This is a genomic window from Microcoleus sp. N9_A1 (genome assembly GCF_036701795.1).
Classification (GTDB): Bacteria; Cyanobacteriota; Cyanobacteriia; order Cyanobacteriales; family Microcoleaceae; genus Microcoleus.
Genome location: NZ_JAUBRI010000040.1, coordinates 21464 through 46286, shown reverse-complemented (window position 1 = coordinate 46286; position 24823 = coordinate 21464). Strand labels below are relative to the sequence as shown.

The 24823-nt window shown below is 45.1% G+C and carries 22 protein-coding genes and 1 pseudogene; 15 read left to right on the top strand and 8 right to left on the bottom strand.

What is annotated here, in order from left to right; all coding sequences use genetic code 11:
* Positions 1-96: 96 nt before the first annotated feature.
* Positions 97-711, bottom strand: a complete 615-nt coding sequence (locus tag QUA58_RS18820; protein WP_333395232.1) for a Uma2 family endonuclease — start codon at positions 709-711, stop codon at positions 97-99.
* A 191-nt stretch (positions 712-902) separates the two neighbouring features.
* Between QUA58_RS18820 and QUA58_RS18815 the strand changes: the two genes are divergently transcribed.
* The 3 genes from QUA58_RS18815 (at position 903) to QUA58_RS18805 (ending at position 4618) form a co-directional block, all read left to right on the top strand.
* Positions 903-2303: a DUF2157 domain-containing protein gene (locus QUA58_RS18815; RefSeq protein WP_333395231.1), complete on the top strand. Its 1401-nt coding sequence runs from the start codon at positions 903-905 to the stop codon at positions 2301-2303.
* Positions 2304-2412: 109 nt separating this feature from the next.
* A complete protein-coding gene (locus QUA58_RS18810) occupies positions 2413-3129 on the top strand; it encodes a GDYXXLXY domain-containing protein (protein ID WP_333252002.1) in 717 nt (238 codons plus the stop codon).
* A 367-nt stretch (positions 3130-3496) separates the two neighbouring features.
* Positions 3497-4618, top strand: a complete 1122-nt coding sequence (locus tag QUA58_RS18805) for a hypothetical protein (RefSeq protein WP_333395230.1) — start codon at positions 3497-3499, stop codon at positions 4616-4618.
* A 167-nt stretch (positions 4619-4785) separates the two neighbouring features.
* Here the strand turns inward: QUA58_RS18805 and QUA58_RS18800 are convergent.
* Positions 4786-5440, bottom strand: a pseudogene (locus tag QUA58_RS18800) (class I SAM-dependent methyltransferase).
* A gap of 467 nt (positions 5441-5907) precedes the next feature.
* Between QUA58_RS18800 and hemH the strand changes: the two are divergent.
* Positions 5908-7071 carry a ferrochelatase gene (gene hemH, locus QUA58_RS18795; protein ID WP_333252004.1) on the top strand — a complete coding sequence of 388 codons (1164 nt, stop codon included), beginning with the start codon at positions 5908-5910 and terminating at the stop codon, positions 7069-7071.
* Between the two features lie 216 nt (positions 7072-7287).
* Here the strand turns inward: hemH and QUA58_RS18790 are convergent, their stop codons facing one another.
* Positions 7288-7899 (bottom strand): DUF4126 domain-containing protein, encoded by a 612-nt coding sequence (locus QUA58_RS18790; protein WP_333395229.1) that lies wholly within the window; start codon positions 7897-7899, stop codon positions 7288-7290.
* 320 nt (positions 7900-8219) lie between these two features.
* Between QUA58_RS18790 and QUA58_RS18785 the strand changes: the two genes are divergently transcribed.
* Positions 8220-9506, top strand: coding sequence for a Glu/Leu/Phe/Val dehydrogenase (locus QUA58_RS18785; RefSeq protein WP_333252006.1), 1287 nt, complete (start codon positions 8220-8222; stop codon positions 9504-9506).
* 530 nt (positions 9507-10036) lie between these two features.
* Here the strand turns inward: QUA58_RS18785 and leuB are convergent.
* Entirely contained in the window at positions 10037-11122 is a 1086-nt protein-coding gene (leuB, locus tag QUA58_RS18780; protein ID WP_333252007.1) for a 3-isopropylmalate dehydrogenase, read from the bottom strand.
* Positions 11123-11365: 243 nt separating this feature from the next.
* On the opposite strand from leuB, the gene QUA58_RS18775 reads away from it, so the two are divergent.
* The 4 genes from QUA58_RS18775 (at position 11366) to QUA58_RS18760 (ending at position 15639) form a co-directional block, all read left to right on the top strand.
* A complete protein-coding gene (locus QUA58_RS18775) occupies positions 11366-12208 on the top strand; it encodes a Uma2 family endonuclease (RefSeq protein ID WP_333395228.1) in 843 nt (280 codons plus the stop codon).
* A 252-nt stretch (positions 12209-12460) separates the two neighbouring features.
* A complete protein-coding gene (locus tag QUA58_RS18770) occupies positions 12461-13666 on the top strand; it encodes a DUF4336 domain-containing protein (RefSeq protein ID WP_333252009.1) in 1206 nt (401 codons plus the stop codon).
* 554 nt (positions 13667-14220) lie between these two features.
* Positions 14221-15198, top strand: coding sequence for an acetamidase/formamidase family protein (locus tag QUA58_RS18765; protein ID WP_333252010.1), 978 nt, complete (start codon positions 14221-14223; stop codon positions 15196-15198).
* A gap of 156 nt (positions 15199-15354) precedes the next feature.
* On the top strand, positions 15355-15639 hold the full coding sequence (locus tag QUA58_RS18760; protein ID WP_333395227.1) for a hypothetical protein: 285 nt from the start codon (positions 15355-15357) through the stop codon (positions 15637-15639).
* Between the two features lie 245 nt (positions 15640-15884).
* Here QUA58_RS18760 and galT read toward each other — a convergent pair whose 3' ends face one another.
* The 3 genes from galT to QUA58_RS18745 form a co-directional block, all read right to left on the bottom strand.
* Positions 15885-16907, bottom strand: a complete 1023-nt coding sequence (galT, locus tag QUA58_RS18755; protein WP_333395226.1) for a galactose-1-phosphate uridylyltransferase — start codon at positions 16905-16907, stop codon at positions 15885-15887.
* Positions 16908-17150: 243 nt separating this feature from the next.
* The gene (locus tag QUA58_RS18750) at positions 17151-17810 is read right to left on the bottom strand and encodes a restriction endonuclease subunit R (protein WP_333395225.1); all 660 of its coding nucleotides are present in this window, start codon (positions 17808-17810) and stop codon (positions 17151-17153) included.
* Positions 17811-17919: 109 nt separating this feature from the next.
* A complete protein-coding gene (locus QUA58_RS18745; RefSeq protein WP_333395224.1) occupies positions 17920-19014 on the bottom strand; it encodes a hypothetical protein in 1095 nt (364 codons plus the stop codon).
* Between the two features lie 257 nt (positions 19015-19271).
* On the opposite strand from QUA58_RS18745, the gene QUA58_RS18740 reads away from it, so the two are divergent.
* The 5 genes from QUA58_RS18740 to QUA58_RS18720 all read left to right on the top strand — a co-directional run bounded on the left by QUA58_RS18740 (position 19272) and on the right by QUA58_RS18720 (position 23747).
* The gene (locus QUA58_RS18740) at positions 19272-19622 is read left to right on the top strand and encodes a DUF433 domain-containing protein (protein ID WP_333252015.1); all 351 of its coding nucleotides are present in this window, start codon (positions 19272-19274) and stop codon (positions 19620-19622) included.
* Positions 19600-19962: a DUF5615 family PIN-like protein gene (locus QUA58_RS18735; RefSeq protein WP_333252016.1), complete on the top strand. Its 363-nt coding sequence runs from the start codon at positions 19600-19602 to the stop codon at positions 19960-19962. Before QUA58_RS18740 ends, QUA58_RS18735 begins: the two co-directional genes overlap by 23 nt.
* 121 nt (positions 19963-20083) lie before the next feature.
* Positions 20084-22054 carry an acetate--CoA ligase gene (gene acs, locus QUA58_RS18730; RefSeq protein WP_333395223.1) on the top strand — a complete coding sequence of 657 codons (1971 nt, stop codon included), beginning with the start codon at positions 20084-20086 and terminating at the stop codon, positions 22052-22054.
* 134 nt (positions 22055-22188) lie between these two features.
* The gene (locus QUA58_RS18725) at positions 22189-22767 is read left to right on the top strand and encodes a Uma2 family endonuclease (protein ID WP_333252018.1); all 579 of its coding nucleotides are present in this window, start codon (positions 22189-22191) and stop codon (positions 22765-22767) included.
* A gap of 119 nt (positions 22768-22886) precedes the next feature.
* The gene (locus QUA58_RS18720; RefSeq protein WP_333395222.1) at positions 22887-23747 is read left to right on the top strand and encodes a restriction endonuclease; all 861 of its coding nucleotides are present in this window, start codon (positions 22887-22889) and stop codon (positions 23745-23747) included.
* Positions 23748-23881: 134 nt separating this feature from the next.
* Here QUA58_RS18720 and QUA58_RS18715 read toward each other — a convergent pair whose 3' ends face one another.
* Positions 23882-24169, bottom strand: a complete 288-nt coding sequence (locus tag QUA58_RS18715; protein WP_333395221.1) for a hypothetical protein — start codon at positions 24167-24169, stop codon at positions 23882-23884.
* 43 nt (positions 24170-24212) lie between these two features.
* Between QUA58_RS18715 and QUA58_RS18710 the strand changes: the two genes are divergently transcribed.
* On the top strand, positions 24213-24818 hold the full coding sequence (locus tag QUA58_RS18710; RefSeq protein ID WP_333252021.1) for an ACP phosphodiesterase: 606 nt from the start codon (positions 24213-24215) through the stop codon (positions 24816-24818).
* Positions 24819-24823 lie beyond the last annotated feature (5 nt).

Here is a 24823-nt window from a genome sequence, read left to right as displayed (position 1 = left end):
GGGATGGAAACATAGGCTTAATCAGGTTGAGAGTGGAGATTTTCACTAATCGGTGGTGGTTAGATGAATGCTAACCAATTAGCTATTGATCCGCCCTTAAACCTCTCCACTCAAAATCTGTTGAACCGTCAAACTTAGCTGTGGAAACATCGGAGATACGATCGCCTCTCCATCCCGAAACACCCCAACCTCAACATATTGCCCATCCTGAAGTCGCAAAACCGTCACCACTTGTTCAATTGGATCGATAACCCAATACTCTGCAATGCCCCGCGCTGCGTACTGAGCTCGTTTGCGTTGGCGAAGCCCTCGAAGAGGATCGTAATCCTGATCGCTGCCCACTCTACCCGGACTGACTACCTCCACAACCAACCGAGGAGGCAGCATATCGAAAGTGATAGTTAGCCTGATTGCTGTCAGCGGAATGTGTTCAGGTTCCAGAATTATCAAATCGGGGTAGCGGTTGGCCGCATCTCCCGATCGCAAAACGGCAACTTGAACCTCGCAATTATGCGTTTTAATCAGCCTGAGTGGCACTAGCCCGCTGCTAGCAAAATAGAAAAATAGATAGTTAGCAATGAAATTATTAGGTTCAGATTCTGGTGGCAAAGCTATTAACTCCCCATCAATTAACTCATAGCGTTGACCCGTATCATTTGAGTAATTAAGGTACTCGTCAAAAGTTAATTTTTTAGATTGAGCTTGTACCATAATATTACATTCCTTGATTTATTCGTTTCTTTCTGCTGGGAGTTTGTTTATCTAGAAACGGTTTCAACAGCCGAAGGATATCAATCAAAACTGCTGTGCTAGTTCAGCAGGTGTCCCAGCCTCCATCGACAATCGAGCCACAAATGACATATTAAAAACTATCACAGTTCAAATCCTCTGGAATATTAAAAATGATTTCAGATAAATTTCGGCGCGAGTTGCGAGATCAAGCCAAACTCTGGCAAGCAGAAGGACTCATCGATACTTCATTCTACCAACAACTTTCCGAACGCTACCAATTCAACACACTCGAAACCGCCTCCCGCAACCGATTCCTCAGCATTCTGATGAGTCTCGGCGGCATTCTCCTCGGTATAGGAGTCATCACCTTTGTAGCCGCAAACTGGCAAGTTTGGTCGCGCGAAGTGAGAGTTGCACTGCTGCTAAGTCTTTTCGTAGCAGTCAATGCAGCAGGTTTCTATCTGTGGCGAATTCCCCCATCCCGAAGCAAAAACTCCAATCCCAATATGCCCGCCACAAAAGGGCGAAACAAACTCCTAGGTGAAGGATTGTTGCTATTAGGTGCTCTGATTTTAGGAGCAAATATGGCTTTGATGGCGCAAATGTTTCATATTGGCGGTTCTTCCTACGGACTTTTCCTTGCTTGGGGAATCGGCGTGCTCGGAATGGCTTACAGTTTGCGGTTGACTTCCTTGGGCGTTTTGTCCGCACTTTTAATCGGTTTGGGCTATTGGCTTGCCGTGTTAGATTGGTCTTCTAAAGTCGAGTTTTCTTGGCTGGAAGTTTTGGTGCGGCAAATGCCGATCGCAGCCAGTATAATGTTTGTGCCGCTGGCTTATTGGTGTCGATCGCGTGCTATTTTTGCCATAGGTGCGATCGCGATAATTTTCTCCCTACAAGTTTCTATCGTCCAAGGCTTAAATCTAACCTGGGGTACAGCAATTTTTTGCGCCCTACCACCCGCTTTGCTGTGGGGATACGACGATGCAATCTGGCCGAAGGTACGCAGCAAGCTGTTTCAACCTACCGCCCGCAGTTTAGCACTGCTGTTTCTCGCCAGTTTATTTTATTTTCTTTCTTTCCACTGGTTGTGGCAAGATTCGCCGAATCCTGCCTCAACTCAGCCAGATTGGGTTTTGCTGGCAAATGTCGCTGTTTTGGGCGGTTTCACAGTGTTTGAGTGGCTGCGTTTGGGACGTTTGGAACTGCGGCGACCAAGACAAAAAGCAGTGGATTTGACTACAAGTGCGATCGGCATTTTAATTCTCGCCAGCGCCTTAATACCGCTTATTCACTTCAATTTTACTCCCCTTCCTCAATTAGCAACTTTTCTGTTCAATGTTTTATCATTTTTGCTCGCTGTCGGCTTAATCCGAGAAGGTTTAGCTTTAGGAAACCGCCAGACATTTTGGGGAGGTATGGTATTAATCACCCTGCAAATCATCAGCAGAGTCTTTGAATATGACACAGGATTGTTACTCAAATCTTTTGTCTTTGTTTTATGCGGAATTGGCGTAATTGCAGCGGGTTTGTGGTTCGAGCGCCACTTCGCAAAAATTCCCGATGAATAGGAGCATTCTACTATAGTGCGATCGTCCCCCTTGCACTGCACTCGGAAGATGATTATGCCGATTCAAAGCTCAACGATATTATTCTGCGAACCAATTCCCAATTCCCCATATGAACACCGAAAATCCAGATTCAACAGATCAAAGTTCCGAAATAGCAGATACCAGCGCTAATCCCCCATCATTCACCCTTCCCCCCGCAGCGCAACGCCTTCCCGCGTGGCGGCTGTGGGTTCCTTTGCTGCTGCAAATCGGACTAATTGCCGCCGTACCAGCTCCCGCAGTTTACACTTTTATTACTGGCAAAACAGTTGTCCTGCAAACAGCACCAGTAGATCCTTACGACTTTTTGCGCGGATATTACCAAGTTTTGAGCTATGATATTTCCGATCGCACAAATCTGCAAAAACTCCCCGGCTGGAAAGATTTACCTGCCGAAAAAACACCTTGTCCGCCCGGGGTTGCTTGTCCACAAAATACACAGAATGTCAAGCCGCCAACCAGTTTTTATGTAATATTAGAAGCGCCAAAAACCGCGACTAATCCCGGCCGCCCCCAAGCTTGGAAACCCGTCCGCGTCAGCCTAGAAAATCCCGCCAATTTGCCCGCCAACCAAATCGCAATTAAGGGCAAATATAACGGTTGGCAGATGGAATACGGCTTAGAAACTTATTATATGCCAGAGGATGAAAGGGAAAAAGTCAATCAGGACATTAGCGAAGCTCAAAGGAAGCAGCGACAATCTTTTTTGGTAGAAGTAAAGGTTGACAAAACAGGCCATGCTGTGCCTGTGAGTTTGTGGGTGCGCGATCGCAATTATCGATTTTAGCTGATATCTTGTACCATTGTCAGCAACAGGCAAGATGCCTGTTCCACAAAATATAAATTTTCTTGTGGAACAGGCCGAAAAGCCTGTTCCTAAACAAGTAATTGAGAATGTTGCAACATATGAGTTTTAGCCAATTTAGCCAAAAGGTCGATCGACCTTTTGCCCTTGTTTTGAGTATTTTGGCTTAGGGAGGGGGCCTAGGTTCGGCGATTCCCTACCGCAACGGACTCCCAGGCGCGATCGGGATAGCTTCGCTCGCGCGGACATTTCAATTGCCGACAACCCAGGAGAATCTATTAAGATATATAAGACTTGCAAAAATCTTGCCAGTTCAAGGGCGCAAGTCATGAATCTACTGGAGCTTCTCATGTTAGCCGAGCTAATCTCTGCCAGACGAATACTCAAGACCAAACTCCTCGACTTCTTAGGACTTCCCGAAAATTGCCAAGACCAAACCGATCATCTCGTCAACCGAATTGTATCCCTGCTGGAAGCAAATCCAGCCGAACAAGAAAGATTTTGGGAGACATTCAAAAGTGAATTAGCCGTCGATCCGGTAGAATTAGAAGCAATACTCAAGTGTTCGCCAGCAGAACGCCAGCAGTGGATTGAACAAGACAAACTCCCTATTCTAGAATACCGCTCTTTCCGCAAATCAGGAATCCATCTCGAATATCCCGTTCACGACAGAAGATTCATCTTAAGTCTAACGCCAACCGATATTAATAACTGGCGCAAAGAACCCAAAGGGCAGATTAAAAATAATCGCCAAATACCCACCCCAATCAATACAGAAAAGCCTGAAGAAAACGAACAATCACGAGTAGCTTTTAGTTCAGCTTGGGAAAAAATCATTGCCGACTGGAAAGAACAAGGTTCGGCGGAAATTTCAGCAACCTTCCAGCTAGCTTACTGGACAGTTTGGGCGTCGCGCTGGGCCAAAGAAAATCAGCTCAACAGCTTTAAAGCAATTAAATATAAGGAAGTCTACGAAGCTCACCAGCAGGAATGGTACCAGCGAAAAAATCAAGCAGTCAAGTTACTGATTGAAATGCCTTACGCCATGCTTTACTTCTACCGTCCGGCAGATTCTGACAAATTATATCTCGAATTGTGCGACGACCACCAGGAAATGATGAAAGATGACTACTATTGGGATAAGTGGGATTTTTTCTATCAGAACCGCAAGCTGGTAAATAGATGCCGCGAATGCGTGTACTCCGAAACCAAAGATTATTACTCGCTTTACTACCTGGAAATCAAGAGCGACAAGTTTCCCGATTTTAGTTTTTCTTTCCACACGCCGTATACCATCGGCAGAAAATTTTTGCCGCATCCAGAAACGCTACCTTATGTAGACCACGTAGAACAGGACGGCATTTTTCGCTTTGGCCGTCCGCTGCTGGAACAAGAGAAAGTTATTCACACAGAAAAGGATGTATTGCTTAAGTTTGAGGCTGCTTTGGCAGCAGCGAAAAAGTTTTCTTAGTTGTTAGTTATTAGTCATTAGTCATTAGTTGACAAGTATAGTAAGATGCGCGCGCCGACCTCAGAAACCGGGTTTCTTCCGAGATTTATCGTCACTCAACCCAAAATTCGTAGAAACCAGGTTTCTTACCCGCGCACTCACTAATGACAACTGTCAACTGACAATTGTTAACTGTCAACTGACTTTTGAAGTTGGATTACTTGAATGCTGCCGCCAGCACAAATTTTGGGTTGTTGAGCTTCTTTGGAATTGTACGATCGCCATCCCACTTCTGCCAACAAACTCCCCAAGTCTGTTTCGAGCAAATTCCAAGCTGTTTCTGTCTCAAACAAGCACAAAAAAACAGCCAACCCTGGCCAAAATACCTGATTTGTGGGCGAGTGAAAATCTACCAAAATGAATAGACCACCGGGCTTGAGTACGCGGTATACTTCCTCAAAGATTTGTCGCAATTGTGCCCGATCGCATTTCGTGCATCGCAACACTGCTGTGTACCCAATCAAAATGACAGTCGCCAAAAGGCATGGACTCGGCAAAAGCTTCTACATAATTGGCTGATTGCACATTTTTTTTTGCCCGTTCCAGCGACAATGGCGAAGCGTCGATTCCTGTGACATCCTGGAAATATTGCACCAGAAATTGCGTAGTTTGACCGCTACCGCAACAAAGGTCTAAAATTTTAGTTTCGGCGCTGATGGTCAAATTTGCCCAGGCTAGTTGACCCAAACGAGCATTGCCGCCTACGCTCAAAGCAGCCAGACGCGCGATCGCATCGTAGAGACGCTGATACCGATAACTTAAATCTCTAAAAAATGTTGCCACAGTCAAAATTATGTATACCTTGTTATCGACTTAAGATATCATCCGAGAAATTGGGTAGAAACCCCGTCCTTTTAGGACGGCTTTGTGTTACAATATAATTTGTCAATGACCCACCCGCGACTATGTGAACATAAACCCTAATTAATAAGTTTGCGACAACCGCAACGGGAAAGAAAAATAGGTAGACCGGGAAAAGAGGACAGGGCAATGGGCAGTCCAACCCTAGAATCAAAACTACGAAGAATTCCGTTTGGTATTCGACACGTAAAAACCGCAGGGCTTGCGGGGTTAGTCTGTGGAGCGAACATAAGACCAAATCTCTTTGAGGGTGGAGGCAGTTGCGAAGAAGCAGAAATTCAAATCGCGAGGTTTGGGAATCCCCGTCCGCGACGGTCGGGGTGGATGTCAAGAGGCTATATTGTTAAAATAAGTAACAGAACTGAGACGATGGGAGAGCTGTAACTGCTATGGGCCGTGTGGGAGTATTGCTATTAAACTTGGGCGGGCCAGATCAAATCGAGGATGTCCGTCCTTTCCTGTTCAACTTGTTTGCTGACCCGGAAATCATTCGCATTCCGTTTCCGTGGATGCAAAAACCGCTCGCCTGGTTGATTTCGACTCTGCGTTTTCAGAAATCTCAGGAAAACTACCGCCAAATCGGGGGCGGCTCTCCTTTGCGGCGGATTACGGAGGAACAAGCCCTAGCGTTGCAAGAACTCTTGCAGTCCAAGGGACAGGATGCTCGAGTGTACGTGGGGATGCGCTATTGGCATCCTTTTACCGAAGAGGCGATCGCCAAAATTAAGCGCGATCGCATTGAACATTTGACCATTTTGCCGCTGTATCCTCAGTTTTCCATCAGCACCAGCGGTTCTAGCTTCCGGCAGCTAGAAGAAATGTGGGGCAAAGATCCTGCCCTCAACGATATCGAATATACGGCTATTCCTTCTTGGTATCAGCGGCCAGGCTACATTCAGGCAATGTCGGAACTGATAGCCCAACAACTAGACCACAATCCAAATCCCGATCGAGTTCACATCTTTTTCAGCGCCCACGGCGTCCCCCTCAGCTACGTAGAAGAGGCTGGAGACCCCTATCAGCGCGAGATTGAAGATTGCACTCGTCTGATTATGGAACATTTGAACCGATCGAACGAACACACTCTCGCTTATCAAAGTCGGGTTGGCCCGGTGGAATGGCTCAAGCCTTACACCGAAGACGCGATTACTGAATTGGCAGAAAATGGAGTCCAAGATTTGTTGGTAGTTCCGATTAGTTTTGTTTCCGAGCACATCGAGACTCTGCAAGAAATTGACATGGAGTATCGAGAATTAGCAGAAGAGTCGGGGATTGAAAATTTCTACCGAGTGCCGGCACTGAATACTCATCCGGTGTTTATTGAGGCCTTGGCCGATTTAGTCATCGAGTCGATCGAATCTCCCAGCGTTAAATTCTCGGATGTGATACGCCCTTCCAAGACAGTGAAAATGTACCCTCAAGAGCAGTGGGAGTGGGGTTTGACCACGGGGGCGGAAGTCTGGAACGGTCGTGTGGCGATGATTGGTTTTGTGGCACTATTGCTGGAATTAATTACGGGTCAGGGCCCGCTACATTCGATCGGATTGCTTTAAATTGACTGTTGACAGTTGACTGTTGACTGTTGACAGTTGACTGTTGACTATTATTACAAATGACTAATGATATCAAATCCGTTGGTATCGGAATTATTCATCACTCTCTTCTGGAGACTCAGCGCCCTCTGCGGTCTCTGCGGTTAAATCATTCCGAAACAACCGCAAACAATATGACTAATCACCAATAACTAATCACCAATAACTAATCAATAATTAATCAGGATCGCGCTTGCGGCGGCGGGGATTTCCCCTATCGCCCGGTATTCCCTGACTTTTGTACCAGCGATACCACTCTTTAGAACTGCGAATTGCCAGCCACAGCAGGATCATAGCAACTAACCCTCCCTGCCGCGGCGCGTCAAAGGCAAACAAAACCAAGGAAATGCACAGAACATCTTGCAGGAAAATCACCCAAATCGGCAAACCCCGCAGCCGATAAAACCATCCAGCTTGTACCAGTTGCAGCACTAAAGCCAACAAACCCCCGACAACACCAATTATCCACAGCATCCAAGGGTGAGCAATAATTTCCTCGATCGAACTTACTTGAGCGATCGCAATTCCCATAATTGCTCCTACAATGGGGCTGAAAATAATTTGCACAATTTGCAGTACCCGCTGTCCTACAAAGGTTTTAGAAGCAAATAACTCTAACAGCGACCAACTCACCAAGATGGTGATAGCCACCTGGGGGGGAACCCCCGATAATAGAGGTATTTCCGACCAAAGTTTGTCAATCCGCAACAAACCAATTAACAGCAGGGGCATGGCAATTCTCATACCCCCTGCCGCAGACGCAGAGAGTGCGGCTAGGAGTCCAACCATAATAATAATTCAGTTTCTAACGTCAGCTAAAGCCTCGATCTATTTCAGAATTTAATTCCCCTGATGGCTGGCTGTGATTTGAGCTCACGAACTCAAATTACTCCTTGAGCTTAAATATATCCCTCTATTTTAAGTGTATTTGCTTAATCTCTGCTTGGGAGTGCGATATTGTCGATCGACACAAGGTAGTTTGTGGACAGTTGACCGCTGACAGTTGACAGAATTCAACCTGGATTGTGATTAAATTAGCTTAAGCACTCGAAGCCTTCTTCTCTCTGACAACAGTCAACAGTTAACAGTCAACAGTCAACTAACTTCTTATGTCTGATTCATTATTTGCCGATGCCAGTCGCCGATTAGAACGAGCCTTAAAATATGTGTCCCTTTCCGAGGATACGATCGAACGGCTAAAATATCCCAAATCCAGTTTAATAGTATCGATTCCTGTGCGGATGGACGACGGTTCCCTGCGAATTTTCCAAGGTTATCGGGTGCGCTACGACAATACCAGAGGCCCGTCTAAAGGAGGAGTGCGCTATCATCCGGGAGTATCCCTTGATGAAGTGCAATCCTTAGCATTTTGGATGACTTTTAAATGTGCGGTTCTCAACTTGCCCTTTGGAGGAGCCAAGGGCGGAATTACTCTCAATCCCAAGGAATTGTCCAAACTGGAATTGGAACGGTTGAGCCGGGGCTATGTCGATGCGATCGCAGATTTCATCGGCCCCGATGTCGATATTCCTGCGCCGGATGTCTACACCAACCCCATGATTATGGGTTGGATGATGGATCAATACAATATTATTAAGCGGCAGCTTTCTCCAGCGGTTGTGACTGGAAAACCAGTGACAATTGGTGGCAGTTTGGGTAGAGATACGGCAACAGCAATGGGTGCTTTTTTTGTAGTACAAACTATTTTACCCAAATTTGAGCTAAATCCTCAAGATACAACTGTAGCAGTACAAGGTTTTGGTAATGCCGGTGCAGAAATAGCAGAACTGCTCTGGAAAGCAGGTTACAAAGTTGTTGCGGTCAGCGATTCCCAAGGGGGAATTTATGCTAAACAAGGGCTGGATATCCCCAGTATTCGAGGCTTTAAAAACTCTAACAAAGGTATCAAAGCTCTCTACTGCGAAGGTTCGGTTTGCAATATTATCGAACACGAAATATTGACAAATGAACAGCTTTTAGAATTAGATGTAGACGTGCTAGTTCCAGCAGCTTTGGAGAATCAAATCACTGAAGCGAATGTTAATGATGTTAAGGCTAAGTTTATTTTTGAAGTAGCTAACGGGCCGATTGATTCGGCTGCTGATTTGATTTTAGAAGCGAGGGGAATTCAGGTAATCCCTGATATTTTAGTCAATGCCGGAGGCGTAACGGTTAGTTATTTTGAGTGGGTGCAAAATCGCAGCGGACTTTATTGGACGCTGGAGGAAGTCAACCAGCGGTTGAAGCATAAAATGGTCGAAGAAACTGAGGCAATTTGGAAAAAATCTCAGGAATTGTCAGTTTCCATGAGAACTGCTGCTTATGTGTACGGGTTAAATCGACTCGGAGAAGCGATGAATGCGAAGGGAACGCGGGATTATTATGTGAACGGTTGAGGGAAGTGCGGTAAGATTGCCCGATCGTACAATCTTACCGCAGCTATTCGAGAAGAGTTCAGTCTACGAACCGACTTGGCAAAACTTAGGAATCAGAATTAAATAACCTGCAATGCTATTTTCTTGTGGGATGGGCGTCTCGCCCGTCTATAAGGGACGGGCGAGACGCCCATCCCACAGGCTTATGCAAATTATTTAATTCACGATCCTTAGCTTTGAATTATTGGCGAATTTTAGGCATCCACGCAGCAGTTTATTTAACCGCCACTTTGGTGCTACCAAAGACGAAAGATGTTTTTAAATAGAGATTTTACATAGAGATTTTACATAGAGAGAAATGTGTTAATTTCTACGAACTACTTCATGGTACAAGACCCGCAGTTATGATGTATGGACAACCACCTGATGCAATGATATCGGAAGTTGCTGCATTTGGCTTTTGGGATTTTAAAATCCCAAAAGCCTTTCGAGCCAAATTATTTGAACGCTACCCCTTGACAGGTCAAGAAAGTATCTACAAAATAAATAGATCAACCTTGCAAAAATTCAATTAAAGCATCGCCCATCGCCCGACAGCCAACGAGTTTCATGCCTTCCGACATGATATCACCAGTGCGATAACCTCGATCCAAAACTTCGACAACTGCTTGCTCGATTTTATTAGCAGCTTCCGGCTGATTTAAGGCGTAGCGCAGCATCATTGCCGCGCTTAAAACTTGGGCAATGGGATTTGCTTTATCTTGTCCGGCGATGTCGGGTGCGGAACCGTGCACGGGTTCAAAAACTCCCGGCCCGGTTGCTCCCAAACTAGCAGAAGGCAGCATTCCAATACTACCAGTTAACATCGCCGCCGCATCCGAAAGAATGTCGCCGAATAAATTGCCGGTGACAATTGTATCGAACTGTTTCGGCCAGCGAATTAACTGCATGGCGGCGTTGTCAACGTAGAGGTGAGAAAGTTCGACATCAGGGTATTCTGAAGAAAGGGCAATAATACGATCGCGCCACAGTTGTGAAACGTCCAAAACATTCGCTTTATCAACGGAACACAGCCTTTTGCCCCGCTTAGAGGCCGTCTCAAAAGCGACTCGCCCGATTCTGTCAATTTCCGACTCGGTGTAAGCCATTGTATTGACGCCGCGTTTTTCGCCTGTTTCCGTCTCAAAAATGCCTTTGGGTTTGCCAAAATAAATGCCGCCTGTGAGTTCGCGGATGACCATAATATCCACGCCTTCGACAACTTCCCGTTTCAAACTAGAAGCATCAACCAATTGCGGTAAAATAGTCGCAGGACGCAAATTTGCAAACAATCCCAATCCGGCGCGCAGTCCTAATAATCCCGTTTCCGGGCGCTGTTCGCGGGGCAAATTATCCCACTTGTAACCGCCAATAGCTGCTAACAATACTGCATCGCAGTTGCGGCATTTTTCCAGTGTTTCTTCGGGTAGCGGATTGCCTGTTGCGTCAATAGCCGCGCCACCCATTAAAGCTTCTTGAAATTCAAAGCCGATGTCCAATTGTTGACCGACAAGTTTCAGGACATCTACCGCTACAGCGATAATTTCAGGGCCGATGCCGTCTCCTGGTAAAAGAGTGATGCGGTAGTTTTGAGTCATATCGATTTAGGAGTTTTGATTTGAGATTTGAGATTGAGTTGACGGGAATTATTTAAGTAGGTAAGTACCAAAAAACATAGTATCTTGTAGGGGCGGGTTTAGCTAACAACCTCTGGTACAAGCGAGTGAAAAAGTGCAAAACCTGCTCCCTCCCTCATGTTTATTTGTAACCACCTACTGAGCAATGCCAGACATTCTCACAAGGCTATAATCATATCAGGATAAGCAACCTCAGAATTCATTATGACATTCCCGACTTACCCGCCTGCTCAAGCTGAACCGCCTCTAGACCCCCAGCAGAGTTTGCCAACAATGTATGATTTACCTAGCGAAGACCCAAAGGAACCCGGTTTGCTAGATACATTTCATTTAGATCAGCCGCAACTTTTGGAATTCACGTTTTTGCCGCCGGGATGGGATGCGGAACAAGTCTTTACAGCCAGTGACCTAAATTTGTATTACGATGCAACACAACCGCGCTGGCATAAACGCCCGGATTGGTTTGCTGCGGTGGGTGTGCCAAGGCTTTATCAAGGGCGCGATATGCGTTTGAGTTATGTAGTTTGGCAAGAACGGGTAAATCCGTTTGTGGTGGTGGAATTGCTATCGCCGGGAACTGAAGATGAAGATTTAGGGCGGACTGTTCAGCAAGCTGGGGAACCGCCGACTAAGTGGCAAGTTTATGAACAAATTTTGCGGATTCCTTACTATTTTGTGTTCAGTCGCTACACGGATGAATTGCGAGCTTTTCATTTTGTAGGAGGCCACTATGAACCTGCAGAATTAATTTATGGGCGGTTATTTATTCCTGAGTTGCAGTTGAGTTTAGGTTGGTGGCAAGGCACTTATAAGAGTATGAATCGTTTGTGGTTGCGATGGTTTACGGCCCAAGGAGGTTTGATTTTGAGTCCGAGTGAAAGAGCGACGGCGGCGGAACGGCAACTGATAGAATCTCAACAGCAAGTAATTGAAGCTCAACAGCAACTGACAGAATCTCAACAGCAACTGACAGAATCTCAACAGCGAGAGGAAAGACTAGCGGCGCGGTTGCGGGAGTTAGGCATCGATCCTGAACAGTTGGTTTAACTGAGATGTTGCACCATTCTCAATTACTTTTTAGAAACAGGCAAGATGCCTGTTCCACAAGAAAATTCACTCTTTGTGGAACAGGCATCTTGCCTGTTCTTGAGAATGGTGCAAGATGTGAGTTTAATAGTTTTCGCACTCAGGCCTGGTGAAACCCCTTTTCAACTCCTCGAATCCGCGCAACAGGAGTGAAATAAGATAAAAAGAGTTCGATCGCACGCACGTACAAAAAAATCGGCAAGGAGTCGCGCAGTGGCAGAGGGCGAAGGCACACCAACATCAGCACAGATTGACAATCGGGACTATTCATGGGCTTTTTGGCCAGTTGTCCCCCTCTATCCCTACAGCAAGCGGCACACCATCCGCAAAGAAATAGTCAAGGACACAATCTGGACTTTTGACCAGCTACAAGGCATTTTCTACGTAGTCGTGCCGATTCGGATGACAGTAATTAAACTAGAACCCGAAGGCCTTCTCGTCTACGCCCCCGTTGCACCGACTCCTGAGTGCATCCGCTTGGTAAACGAGTTAGTCGCAGAGCACGGCGAAGTTAAGTATATTTTGCTGACAACGGTTTCGGGCATCGAGCACAAAGTTTTTGTCGGCCCCTTTGCGAGGAGTTTTCCCGAAGCGCAGGTGTTTGTCGCGCCACAGCAGTGGAGTTTTCCGCTGAATTTGCCGCTGAGTTGGCTGGGTTTGCCCGCCAAACGCACGTCTGTTTTGCCCTTTGACAGCAGCAACACGCCTTTAGCAGATGAATTTGACTGGGCAATTCTCGGCCCGATCGACCTTGGTTTGGGCAAATTTGCCGAAGTTGCCTTATTTCACAGGCGATCGCGCACACTGATGTTAACAGATTGCGTGGTTTCCATTCCCGAAAACCCGCCCGCGATCGTCCAACTCGACTCCTACCCGCTGCTATTTCACGCCAAAGAAAGCGCCTCGGACACGGTGGCAGACACCCACGAAAATCGGCGCAAAGGGTGGCAAAGAATCGCCTTATTTGCCATGTATTTTAGCCCTAGCGTGCTGGAAGTGCCGCCGTGGTCGGGGGTGTTAGCCAGCGCACTCAAAGCGCCAGAACGCTCTAGGAAAGCTTATTTCGGGTTGTATCCGTTCAAGTGGAAAACAGATTGGGTGCGATCGTTTGAGGCTTTGCGGGGAGGAGGGCGGTTGTTTGTCGCGCCGATTTTGCAGACATTGATTCTCAACCGCGCGCCGAGGGAAACTCTCGATTGGGTGGATAAAGTGGCGAGTTGGGACTTTCAAAGGATTGTACCTTGTCACTTCGATAGTGCGATCGACTCCCGGCCCCGTGAATTTCGGCAAGCATTCTCGTTTCTGGAAAAACACTCACCTGTTAATTCCTTACCCGAAGACGATTTTAAATTGCTCAGGCAGATTGATGCCGGTTTGAATAAAACTGGTTTGGTTCCGCCTGCGAAAGAAAAGGTTTAATCTTACATCTTGCACCATTGTTAAGAACAGGCTTTCCGGCCTGTTCCACAATAAAATTTAGTTTTGTGGAACGGGCATCTTGCCCGTTGCTAAACAGGTAATTGAGAATAGTGCAACATCTCAGTTTAATCCGATATCTGTAGGGACACGGCAATGCCCATTTGTGTCAATAGAAGGAAGAAGTCATTAGTCTGTAGGGCCAGGTTTTACCAGCAAAATAGAACTGCCAAGCCAAATACAGATAAAGTCGCCCCCGCCAACTGAATTACGGAACAATCATTAGTCTGAAGAAAAAACAGCGATCGATTTGAGATGCTAGACTTTGAATTTTTAACTACCAAAGTTATCAAAAAGTTAAAAAATTAGTAGACTATCTCAGATATAATAAACCTCAATCATTTTTTGACCTTTTCTTATCTCTGAATTCTCTTTCTCAGCGCCCTCTGCGCCCTCTGCGGTTCATTAAAAAAAATCTTTCTCAAAAATGCTTGAGACTTGCGATATAACATTCTTAACACCCTTCCTTCCATCTAAAATCTAAAATCTAAAATCCCATGACTCGCCACCTTCTCAAGGCTAACTGCAAAACCGTACACTTGGGCGGTTTCTCTCCGAATATCGAACCTGCTTTAAGGGTGGATTCGGGCGATCGCATCGACATCGAAACCTATTCAGGATATTATGTTGCTGACAAAGCGCCGCCGGAATTTCTCACCCCGGAATTTTTAGATATTTGTCAGAATTTGCCTCCCAACCGCAAAGTTGGCCCAGGGCCGCACTTGCTGACAGGCCCGATTTATGTTAACAATGCCGAACCGGGAGACGTTTTAGAAATTCACATTGAGGATGTTTACCCAAGTTTACCAGTCGGATTTAATGCAATTCGCGCCGGATGGGGAGCATTACCTGACTATTTTTCCGAACCTAAATTGCGGTTTATTCCGCTAGATTTAGAGCAAAAAACTGCGGACTTTCCCGCAGGTAGCCGCCTGGGGATTCCCCTGCATCCTTTTTTTGGAATTATCGGCGTCGCCAATGCTGAAATTAACCGTTCTTCTATTCCTCCAGAGCGCTACGGCGGCAATATGGACAATCAGGAACTCCAAGCAGGAACGCGGTTATTTTTACCTGTTTTTATGCGCGGCGGTTTACTGTCCATCGGCGACGGACATTCGGCACAAGGAGACGGTGAAGTTGACGGTACTGCTATAGAAACTTCGATGAACGGGACTATTCAAATCATCTTACGCAAGGATTTTATTCTGACATTTCCGTTTGCAGAAACGCCCACTCATATTGTGATTATGGGATTCGGTAGAACATTAGATGAAGCGTTTGAGATGGCGGTAAAACAGACGGTTTATTGGCTGCAAAAGTTGGCAGGTTTCAAAGAGGAAGATGCTTATGTTTTGTGTTCCATCGCGGTAAATTTTCGGATTACGCAGGCTGTCAACAATCCCCAAAAAGGAGTTCACGGAATGATGCCCAAGTGTATTTTGCCGGAGGTGAAAATTATTGGTCACCGAGTTTGAGGTAGTATGGTAACACGCGATCGACAAAAAAATTAGGATCGCGATCGCACAAACTACACAAATTTGTCACTGCTGTGGTCGATCCGGATCGCGCTCCTGTTGACAATTAAGCTTAAAATGAGATAAGTTAAGAAATCTACCTAAATCGAACTCAACATGAAAAACCAGACTGACGATGTTGCAAAAAAAGATTTAGTCGATCGAGCTTTTGGGAGTGCAGCAATACCAGATCCAACAGCGTGGGTGCACGAACATTATTTTCTGGCTAATTTCGCCGATACTCTGGCCCACATCCAAGAACATATGTCTGAAGACAGTTGCGAAATCGGCGAGAATGGTGAGTCGGACGAGGGGCTATTATCGATCGATGCCAAAATTAGAGATATGTTGAGAGCTACTTTTAGCGACGACGGCTGGCAGTATGTCGAAAGTTTATTGTGAGTTTGGTAAAATCCATAAGTATTTGTACGTTCATAACTTGAGAGCGTAAGTTATACCAGTTTAAAAAAAGAATCTAACTTTAGGCCGGTGATCTAAACCATTAGATCATTCGTTAATCCCACCTCTTTAATATCAAATCTCAAATAATATCAGTTTCCTCCCCCAACACAGACTCGCAACTCAGAGTGGCTGCGTGCATTTCCACCCAATTTGAAGTAAATTTGACTATTGTGATGTAGGATACTTTAGATGGGGGGGAAATTACTGTCGCTAGGAATTTCGAGAGATCGCAAAAACGCTGCACTTTCTTCCGGCAAAGCAGTATTGATAAACATCCCGCTGCCCAATTCAAACCCAGCTTGCTTGGTGACTCTGGGAATAATTGCGATATACCAGTGAAAGTATTTTGTTGCCCGTTGGGCGATCGGCACCGATCGAATATTATAGTTGTAATCGGGATTGTTCAATCCGTAATAAAACTTAGCCAGTACAGTTTTCAAAGTATCAGCAAGATCCGTAATTTCCGCATCAGTAATTTCATCAAACGAAGAGGAATGCCGGCGCGGAAAAATCCAAGTATGAAACGGTGAAAGTGCAGCGTAAGGGATAAAAGCCACAAAATGTTCACTCTCACAAATCACTCTTTCCTCCGCCGCTAATTCATCTTCCAAAGTGCGGCAAAACAGACATTCTCCCGTGTCATCAAAATATCTAATAGCTTCGTCGATGCGGCTACGAAATTGGCTGGGCACAACGGGCGTGGCTGCTATCTGCGAGTGGGGGTGTTCTAGTGAAGTTCCGGCACTTTCCCCGTGATTTTTGAAGATAATAATTGTTTCAATGTGGGGATTTTTTCTAATTTCTACATAGCGCTGGCGGTATACTAAAAGTATGTTTGCAACTTCTTCAACGCTCAACAAAGCTGTCGTTAAATCGTGTCGCGGGTGTTCGACAATTACTTCGTGAACTCCAATTCCCGCCATCGTGCGGTGAATTCCCGATGATATCCTCATCCATTCTGCTGTCGGGGATAGGGCGGGATATTTGTTGTGAATTGCCCTGACTTTCCAGCCGGTGCGATCGCCCAAACGGCAAGTTTCTAAGGTTCCGTCTTCCTCATTTCCCACACAAAACGGGCAATCTGCCCGGTGCGGTGGCACTGCTGCGGCTGACTTTTTTTTGTTAGCGAATTGATCCGGTCTTGTCGCCCGTTCGGTGGCGATGATTACCCAATCTCTGGTAATTAGATTTTGTCTAAGTTCAGACATTTTCTTACCTTCAGTTTCCGGGTTTAACCGTTTATTATTGTATAGAATGATGGGTTTTTTGTCACTCGCTACTGCAATTTTTTAACAAATCTTGATTTCTAATTTTCCCAGCCGTTTCCCAACAGAAGTTAACAACAGTTGGCATCGAGGATAGAGGGCGATTAGGGACTAAAGTGGTTGCTATCGATGTTACAGAATATCTGTCTAGGCAGTACAGGCAAGCACCGATTTTAACCGCAGAGATTAAGCCAACTGCAACTGCACATTCTGCAACTTGCAAATCGCTGTCAACACTTGCGCCAACAAGAGCGATCGCTCTGGGTCAGTCAAACTCAAGTCTGGTAAAATCTGATAAGTGCAAGGATTGCCCCGCGTCAGATACACAAACTGATAGTTACGTCCATTCGTCGTCAATCCCCAAACAGACGATTGCTGCTGCAAACTTTTATAAGCATAAGTCAGCAATTGCGGCAAACCGGCCCAAGGATCGATCGCACTATTTTTCGCCTCGACTACCAAAATCCAAAACTGTGCCGCCGCGAGTTCCGCATCCGGCTGATTTACCGCTAAAATATCCAAGCGCCCTTTAATTAAAGTATCCCCATCCTCAACCTCGATCGGGATGCTACCTTCCATTGTCAGCACGATCGGAATATCAAAAAATCCTGCTAATCTCATTAACGGTGAAAGCACTAAAAATTTAACGAGTTCTTCTGAAACTTTTCCTGCGGATAAGTAGCGTCGAAAGTCAGTTCTAATTTTTAATATTTCCTGCTGTTCTAATTCTGACAGCGGTTCCAAAGAGAAAAAATCGGTGAAGGCGTCTCCTTCTCGCTCTTCCAGTTTGAGAAGGTGGCGAACGTCATTTAGCGAAAGTTGGCTTGCTTCTAAATTTTGGGTCATGGCTTTAGTGCGATCGGCTTATCCAGTAAACTATATTATAGAGGCTTTGCTCGTGAGGTACTCCCCAATCAGCACCCAATTACGAATTACGAATTACCAATAAACTCGACTATCTGACAGACCAATCCTCTAAAGCCATTTGCACCATTCCTTCTACAGTCGCAAAATCTGCACGGGTAACAGGCCTTAATTTTTTGCGAGATTTCATATATTTGCGATAATTGATATAGTAGTCTTCAAAACAGGAAAATCTCTCATTAATCTCAGGAGTATTGAGAGGATATTCTAATCTCCAGTCTGAATTTGGTGTACATAATTTTGTATTTAGATCCCAGACTTCATGGGCATGGATAAAATCATCAGTTTCTACGAATATCCCCGCTACTCCGTTCGTCCAACGTTTGGCGATCGGCTTGCGTGGATTGAAATCAACCGTTGGTAAGTACACTTGCAGAGACAGCTTTCCTTTAGGAAAATTTTCCGACGGAGAGTATAACAAAGCAGCGCATATTTTGTTGCCAAGTATTTTACCTTGTTGGTTATATTTGGCAAATTCTAGAGATTTTATCAGGCCACTTGCATAGTAGCCACTTAGGATATTAAAACTCATAGTTGAACTGTAACCTAGAATCTTTTGGATGATGTTTAAAATAGGTTTTCGCTTCTCGCCATTACCTAATAAATAGCCTTGGATAAACGACGGAAGTGAATCAAATAATGAATTTTCTAAGATATCAATTTTAACTCGTGAGATTTTTTTCGTATTTAGTTGATTGAAAGTTAAATAATAGTCTTCTCTTGAATATTTAGTGATTTCATAAGTTAACAGCAAAACTCCTGGCAGCTTACTTTTAGCATAATCGATAGCAGTAAGAGAGAAGTGGGAAGCCACAGCCACAAGCAGAAAGCCCTGATTAAAATCTACACTTGAAAATTCCGAACTTTGAGGGCGTTCGCTCATTAGGCTATTTCTATATCGTATCAATTGGTCGATACTGTCTTTGCCGCCTCCTTTCTTTAATTCAACAAGAGCTAATTGACCTAAATTTGTTACACCTAAAATATCCGAGCGGTTTCCTTTATTGATCGAGAGCTGTCTTTTGATAGGTTCTAAGTTGAGCAAGGGTTTTAGATGCAACCAAGTAAATTCTTCTAGCAAAGCTTCGGATTTGAATAAAAACTTTCCTTTAAAATATCTCAGCATAATTAATTTTTTTGTGGTTGTTTGTATTAATAGCAGTCAATCATCCTCTAATTTGCAGCACTTGTCAATATCTGTCAAAATTTTGCGTCATGGCTTTAGTGCGATCGGCTCGTCCAGTAAACTATCTATATTATAAAGCCGTTAGCATAGGAGTGAAGCCCGTTTGATTTATTTTTATTAACTTTAAAAAAAACAGTTCAAACCATCTTCGGTTCGGGTATTATAATATTATCAATCCTTATCCGAACCACCAAGCAATGCAACTTGAAGACTATTTCAACTTCCTCAGACCCGATGATATTCGGCTCAAAGGTTCCCGCATTGGCATCGAAACCATTCTCTATGAATACCTGTTTCGCGCTCGAACTCCCGAAGAAATCGCCAACATTTATACATCGCTCACCCTAGAACAAGTTTATGCGACCATTTTGTACTACCTGCACAACAAAGAAGCAGTCGGTAAATACATAACCGAATGGCTGGAATGGGGCGAAAAAATGCGAGAAGAACAAACTCGTAATCCTCGTCCAGTATATGAAAAAATCCGCAAACTGAGAGCAGAAAGAGATGCAAGGAGAAAGGCTGATGGCAATCCAGTATCTCTTTGATGAAAATGTCGATCCTGCGTATGTCAATCAAATTCGCAGACGCAATCCCGATATGGTTGTTCTAGCAGTGGGAGAACTAACAGCACCTTCCAAAGGCACTCTCGATCCAGAAATTCTTATTTGGTGCGAAATCCACAATTTCATTCTTGTTACCAACAACCGCCGCTCTATGCCCGTGCATTTAACAGATCATCTAAAGCAAAATCGCCATATCCCAGGAATATTCATCCTAAATTCCAAGCTGAGTATTGGTCAAAATATTGACGAACTGATTTTGATTTGTGAAGGATCGTTTGATGATGAGTACCAAGATAAAATTGAGCATTTACCGCTACCATAATTTCTAATACAGTCCCAATATTTACAAAATTCCCCAAAGTCTTAAGGAAAATAAACATACTTTTGCCCCAACTTATGCAAAGAATAGTTAAAAAGACTAACCGAAGTTAAAGTTAAAAGCAATGTCACAAGATACCATCGAATCAATTCTTCATGAAAAACGCCTATTTCAGCCACCCGCTGAATTCTCTCAAAAAGCTCACATCAAAAGCCTAGAAGAGTACCAAGCCCTCTACGACAAAGCCAAAGCTGACCCCCAAGCCTTCTGGGCAGAACTTGCCGCCCAAGAATTGCACTGGTTCCAAAACTGGGATACCGTGCTCGACTGGCAACCGCCTTTTGCCAAATGGTTTGTCAACGGCAAAATTAACATTTCTTACAATTGTCTCGATCGCCATTTAACCACTTGGCGCAAAAATAAAGCCGCCCTAATTTGGGAAGGCGAACCCGGAGACTCCCGTACCCTCACCTACGCGCAACTCCACCGAGAAGTCTGCCAAATGGCGAACGTCATCAAAGAATTGGGAGTCCAAAAGGGCGATCGCGTCGGCATTTATATGCCCATGATTCCCGAAGCTGCGATCGCCATGCTAGCCTGCGCCAGAATCGGTGCAGTACACAGCGTTGTTTTTGGCGGCTTTAGTGCAGAAGCTTTGCGCGATCGGCTCAACGACGGCGAAGCAAAACTCGTCATCACCGCTGACGGTGGCTTCCGCAAAGATACCGCCGTCGGCCTCAAAACACAAGTCGATCAAGCATTAGCAAATGATGCCGTACCCAGCGTTACCAACGTTCTGGTAGTTCAGCGCACCAAACAGCAAATTGACATGGAACCAGGGCGCGATCATTGGTGGCACGACTTGCAAAAAGACGCCTCCGCCGACTGCCCCGCCGAACCGATGGACAGCGAAGATATGCTGTTCGTACTCTACACTTCGGGAAGTACCGGAAAACCGAAAGGAGTCGTCCACACCACAGGTGGCTACAACCTTTACACCCACATGACAACCAAGTGGATCTTCGACCTTCAAGATACTGATGTCTACTGGTGCACCGCCGACGTAGGCTGGATTACAGGCCACAGTTACATAGTCTACGGCCCGCTTTCCAACGGCGCTACCACAATCATGTACGAAGGTGCGCCCCGCGCATCCAACCCAGGCTGTTTTTGGGATGTGATCGAAAAATACGGCGTCACCGTTTTCTACACTGCACCCACTGCGATCAGAACATTCATGAAAATGGGCGAACACTTGCCCAACGCGCGCAATTTGTCATCTTTACGATTGTTAGGAACAGTAGGCGAACCGATAAATCCAGAAGCTTGGATGTGGTATCAGCGCGTAATTGGTAACTCAAATTGTCCGATCGTCGATACTTGGTGGCAAACAGAAACCGGCGGAATTATGATTACCGCTTTGCCCGGTGCAATTCCTACAAAACCCGGTTCTGCAACCCTACCGTTCCCCGGAATTGTGGCCGATATCGTTGACCAAGATGGCGAACCAGTAACTAACGAAAGCGGCGGTTATTTAGTGGTAAAACATCCTTGGCCGGGAATGATGCGGACACTTTACAACGATCCCGATCGCTTCCGCCGCACTTATTGGGAATATTTGCACCCGAAAGATGGCGAATTCGTGTACTTTGCAGGAGACGGCGCGCACAAGGACAAAGACGGTTATTTCTGGGTAATGGGCCGCGTTGACGATGTAATTAATGTCGCCGGACACCGACTCGGCACGATGGAAGTTGAATCAGCTTTGGTATCGCATCCAGCGGTGGCGGAAGCTGCGGTTGTTGGTAAACCGGATGAGATTAAAGGTGAGGAAATTGTGGCTTTTGTCACGCTGGACAACTCACAGCAACCTAGCGATGAATTAGTTAAGGAATTGAAGCAGCACGTTGTTAAAGAAATTGGGGCGATCGCCCGTCCGGGAGAAATTCGATTTACCGATGCTTTGCCGAAAACGCGCAGCGGCAAAATCATGCGCCGGTTGCTGCGTTCTTTAGCCGCGGGAGAAGAGGTTTCTGGGGATACTTCTACTTTGGAAGATCGGACTGTTTTGGATAAGTTGCGCGGCGGTTCCTAGGCAGTTTTTGCAACCGCAGATTTAGGCAGATTAACACAGATGAACGCTGATATAATTTGATCTGCGTTCATCTGCGGTTTAATTGTTAAATATGAGCTACAATCAAGATAACTTCTGGACTGGATCTGAGCGCGATGCCTCCACTACTTAGCAAAACCACAGATCAGCGAATTGTTCATCATGGAATGTGGGAACGGTTTAAATTTATCCAAAAAGGCTTTGAAGGCTCCCCTAGAGTGCGACTATTTTACTATGATGGGACGATCGAGATTCTGATGCCTGGAGAAGACCACGAAACTTTTGCTCATGTTATCGGTTACTTAGTGACTACTTTTCTCGTCGAACAGGGAATTTTCTTCAAGCCTACAGGGGCAATGACGCAGGAAAGATCGGGAGTTGTCTCTGTGCAAGCAGACGAATCCTACTGCATTGAGAGTGTAAAACCGATTCCTGATTTGTCGATCGAAGTTGTCTTTACCAGTGGAGGAATCAGTAAGTTAGAGCGCTATAAAGCTTTGGGTGTTTCAGAGGTTTGGTTTTGGGAAGATGGATTACTGAAGATATATCATCTCCATGACGGTAGCTATGAAAAGAGCGATCGCAGTCAGCTACCCGGACTCAACAACCTCGATCTCGATTTGATGAAACGCTGTATTTTGATGGCCGAAACTGATGCAGGGGAAGCTATTAGAGCGTTCCGTCGAGAGATGTAGCCGATCGCAATTTAGCAAATTATGTATGACGGTAGCAGCCAAGAAGCCGTCAGTATTTTGATCCGCTCAGTTTATTATTAAAAAAGCAGTGTTTTGCAAATTATATCAACAGTTTTTAGATGAACATATCTACCCATTCAATCCCTACATTTTACTCAATGCTCTTGCCCACAATTCAGGCTCTACAAATGCTTGGTGGCTCTGGAACTACGGCAGAGATTTATGACCGAGTAGCGCAGATTCTAAACTTACCTGACGAGGTGCTGGATCTCCCACATGGCAACAAATCCCAGAGTGCGGTTGAGTATCGACTTGGTTGGAGTCGTACTTACTTGAAGAAATACGGGCTGTTACAAAATTCGGCACGTGGCGTGTGGTCTTTAGTTTCAACATCTATAGATTTTGATATTCTGGATGCAAAAGAAATTGTTAAGGTTGTTCGAGATACTGACAAGAAAAATGTGAGGCAGCCAGATAATTTAAACAAAAATGTTGGAGCAGTTGAAACTTTAGAAGAAGCTGCATGGCATCAACAACTTCATCAAATACTGCTATCACTAGAACCTTCTGCATTTGAGCGTTTGGCACAGCGTCTACTACGTGAATCAGGCTTTATACAAGTAGAGGTTACAGGTAAGTCCGCCGATGGTGGAATTGATGGTGTAGGTATTGCCCGTATTAGTGGTTTCTTGAGCTTTCATGTTCTGTTTCAGTGCAAGCGCTATCAGGGTTCTGTTACGGCAAGTCAAATTAGAGACTTCCGTGGGGCAATGCAGGGACGAACCGACAAAGGTTTATTCATTACAACTGGGACATTTACCAGAGATGCTGTCAAAGAAGCAACACGAGATGGCGCACCCCCAATAGATTTGATTGATGGTGAGCAGTTAGTTCAACGACTAAAAGAGTTGGGGCTTGGTGTCAAGATAAAAATGATTGAGTCTGTGGAAGTGGATGCTAATTGGTTTACACAGATATAAGCATCTATTGTGAAACGATCGAGCATCAATCGATCGATCGCAATATTCGAGCGTGGGTGCTGCTATCGCCTGCACACTACATTTAGACGATCGCTCTTTTGTTATCCAAGATTCACGGATATACCAAAAACAGCTTATTTACCGCGCCACAGATGAACCGCATCGGCGTTAATTTCCGATCTTACCTGTAGCCAATCCTCCAGCAAGTAGTCATCATCGACTGCTTGCTTGTGCTGTTCGTCTTTGAGAATTGCCAAGACGTGAACTCCAGACGGATAGTTGACATGACGAATTTCTGGGTTATATCCCAAGTCTTGAATTTTTGCTAAAATGCGATCGACAGCACCGGCAACAGTAAGATCGACGGCAAGAATAATTTGACCGAGTTTAGCACCCGGTTTTACACATTCGAGAACAGCCATTACTCTTTCTCCCTATGCTATCTTAAATTTTTTTACTGTAGCAATGAATTATTTAGCTCATCTATTCTTATCAGAAGGCACGCCAGAATCGCTGATTGGCAATCTTCTAGGCGATTTTGTCAAAGGTTCGGCAGTCAATCTTTATTCCGAGGAAATTAGAAAGGGCATCAGTTTGCACCGAAAAGTCGATAGCTACACGGATTCTCATGCAGTAGTGCGATCGAGTAAAAGCCTTGTTTCTTCCCACAGACGAAGGTTTGCTGGAGTTTTGATTGACGTGTTTTACGACCACTTCTTAGCTAAAAATTGGCTGGAATATTCAGAAATTCCGCTCCGGGATTTTTCTCAGGATGTCTATAAAATCCTGCAAGACAACCGCGATATATTACCTGACTCTCTCCAGCGGGTGCTGCCCACAATAATTGCCCGCGACTTGCTTTCATCTTATCAGGAAATTGCCGAAATCGGCATCACTCTTACAAGAATGTCGGCGCGACTCAAACGGACAAATAACTTGGCAAGCGGCATAGAAGATTTGACAGCTAACTATCAGCGCTTAGAATCGGATTTTCGGGATTTTTTTCCAGATTTGATAAAATACGCGACTGTTGGAAATTTTAATATAAAAAACAAAAATTCCAGTTGCTAGTGATA

Coding starts and splice junctions, on each gene's coding strand:
- QUA58_RS18820 (WP_333395232.1), bottom strand. CDS start 711: ATGGTACAAGCTCAATCTAAAAAATTAACTTTTGACGAGTACCTTAAT.
- QUA58_RS18815 (WP_333395231.1), top strand. CDS start 903: ATGATTTCAGATAAATTTCGGCGCGAGTTGCGAGATCAAGCCAAACTC.
- QUA58_RS18810 (WP_333252002.1), top strand. CDS start 2,413: ATGAACACCGAAAATCCAGATTCAACAGATCAAAGTTCCGAAATAGCA.
- QUA58_RS18805 (WP_333395230.1), top strand. CDS start 3,497: ATGTTAGCCGAGCTAATCTCTGCCAGACGAATACTCAAGACCAAACTC.
- hemH (WP_333252004.1), top strand. CDS start 5,908: ATGGGCCGTGTGGGAGTATTGCTATTAAACTTGGGCGGGCCAGATCAA.
- QUA58_RS18790 (WP_333395229.1), bottom strand. CDS start 7,899: ATGGTTGGACTCCTAGCCGCACTCTCTGCGTCTGCGGCAGGGGGTATG.
- QUA58_RS18785 (WP_333252006.1), top strand. CDS start 8,220: ATGTCTGATTCATTATTTGCCGATGCCAGTCGCCGATTAGAACGAGCC.
- leuB (WP_333252007.1), bottom strand. CDS start 11,122: ATGACTCAAAACTACCGCATCACTCTTTTACCAGGAGACGGCATCGGC.
- QUA58_RS18775 (WP_333395228.1), top strand. CDS start 11,366: ATGACATTCCCGACTTACCCGCCTGCTCAAGCTGAACCGCCTCTAGAC.
- QUA58_RS18765 (WP_333252010.1), top strand. CDS start 14,221: ATGACTCGCCACCTTCTCAAGGCTAACTGCAAAACCGTACACTTGGGC.
- QUA58_RS18760 (WP_333395227.1), top strand. CDS start 15,355: ATGAAAAACCAGACTGACGATGTTGCAAAAAAAGATTTAGTCGATCGA.
- galT (WP_333395226.1), bottom strand. CDS start 16,907: ATGTCTGAACTTAGACAAAATCTAATTACCAGAGATTGGGTAATCATC.
- QUA58_RS18750 (WP_333395225.1), bottom strand. CDS start 17,810: ATGACCCAAAATTTAGAAGCAAGCCAACTTTCGCTAAATGACGTTCGC.
- QUA58_RS18745 (WP_333395224.1), bottom strand. CDS start 19,014: ATGCTGAGATATTTTAAAGGAAAGTTTTTATTCAAATCCGAAGCTTTG.
- QUA58_RS18740 (WP_333252015.1), top strand. CDS start 19,272: ATGCAACTTGAAGACTATTTCAACTTCCTCAGACCCGATGATATTCGG.
- QUA58_RS18735 (WP_333252016.1), top strand. CDS start 19,600: ATGGCAATCCAGTATCTCTTTGATGAAAATGTCGATCCTGCGTATGTC.
- acs (WP_333395223.1), top strand. CDS start 20,084: ATGTCACAAGATACCATCGAATCAATTCTTCATGAAAAACGCCTATTT.
- QUA58_RS18725 (WP_333252018.1), top strand. CDS start 22,189: ATGCCTCCACTACTTAGCAAAACCACAGATCAGCGAATTGTTCATCAT.
- QUA58_RS18720 (WP_333395222.1), top strand. CDS start 22,887: ATGAACATATCTACCCATTCAATCCCTACATTTTACTCAATGCTCTTG.
- QUA58_RS18715 (WP_333395221.1), bottom strand. CDS start 24,169: ATGGCTGTTCTCGAATGTGTAAAACCGGGTGCTAAACTCGGTCAAATT.
- QUA58_RS18710 (WP_333252021.1), top strand. CDS start 24,213: ATGAATTATTTAGCTCATCTATTCTTATCAGAAGGCACGCCAGAATCG.